The 1012-nt window shown below is 44.4% G+C and carries 1 protein-coding gene and 1 pseudogene; one reads left to right on the top strand and one right to left on the bottom strand.

The annotated features are described in order from the left end of the window. Nucleotides 1-162: pseudogene (locus R8N46_RS25625) on the top strand (threonylcarbamoyl-AMP synthase); the annotation flags it as partial. 89 nt (nucleotides 163-251) lie between these two features. On the opposite strand, the gene R8N46_RS25630 reads toward R8N46_RS25625, so the two are convergent. Next, nucleotides 252-962 carry a calcium-binding protein gene (locus tag R8N46_RS25630; RefSeq protein ID WP_318189834.1) on the bottom strand — a complete coding sequence of 237 codons (711 nt, stop codon included), beginning with the start codon at nucleotides 960-962 and terminating at the stop codon, nucleotides 252-254. Nucleotides 963-1012 lie beyond the last annotated feature (50 nt).

The raw sequence follows: 1012 nt of genomic DNA on the forward strand, positions 1-1012 counted from the left end.
GAGTCTGATCCGGAAGATATCCGCGACAAACTTGAACATGCAGTTGATGTGATTCTGAATGGTGGTTACTTAGGTGAGCAACCTACTACAGCGATTGACTTCAGCGAAGGTGATCCAGAAGTGGTTCGAATTGGTTCTGGTGATCCATCACCATTCGAATAAGTTGAAATATCAACATAAACAAAAGGAGGCTATCAGCCTCCTTTTTCATTATTTATACTTGAGCAGTGTTTACGCCGAGTAAAGATGGCTTATGCGAATTCGAAAATGTCGATACCGTGGTGTTCAGCATAGTTTATGTAAGCTGAATTAACGCCATTTAGCGTGACTTCTACGTTGTATTCTTCGCTAGAGAATACTGCCCAACCACATTCGTTGTAGCTAAGGGTCAGATCATCCGCTGAATCTAGGAAAGTATCGCGAATGCCATCTCCATCTGTATCTTTACCCAAATCAAAGTCCAGTTTGTCGTGGAAGATATTAAAGTCGAGCACATCGGCTTCTATCTCAATGTCATTGGAGGATCCCGGTTGATCAGGAACGCCAATCGCCAGACGGTTGGTAAAGACAAATGTGTCGTCACCACAGCCCCCGCTCAACACTGACTCGCCATCGCCGACCACAAGCGTATCGTTACCCCAGCCCCCACTGAGGAAGTTGTTGCCTGAATAGTCGAAAATAACATCATCACCGCATCCACCGAACAATGAATCATTACCTAGACCACCTGAGATGAAGTCATTCCCAAAACCGCCAGAAATAAAATCGTTGCCACGACCGCCTAGCAGTGTGTCGTCTCCCCAGCCGCCAAAAATATAATCATTGCCGCCGTAGCCTACAAACTTATCGTTACCGCCAAATCCGAAAAAGATGTCGGTGGTTTCAGATCCTTTTGTTCCTGTTAAATCGTCATCTCCGGATGTGCCAAAAATCCAATTTAGGTCAAGATTTGTCTTAGACATTTTTTATTCCTTTTATCTGATTACCATAGCCAGCAAGCTAAATGGGTTAT

The organism is Vibrio sp. 1874 (assembly GCF_033344395.1).
Classification (GTDB): domain Bacteria; phylum Pseudomonadota; class Gammaproteobacteria; order Enterobacterales; family Vibrionaceae; genus Vibrio; species Vibrio alginolyticus.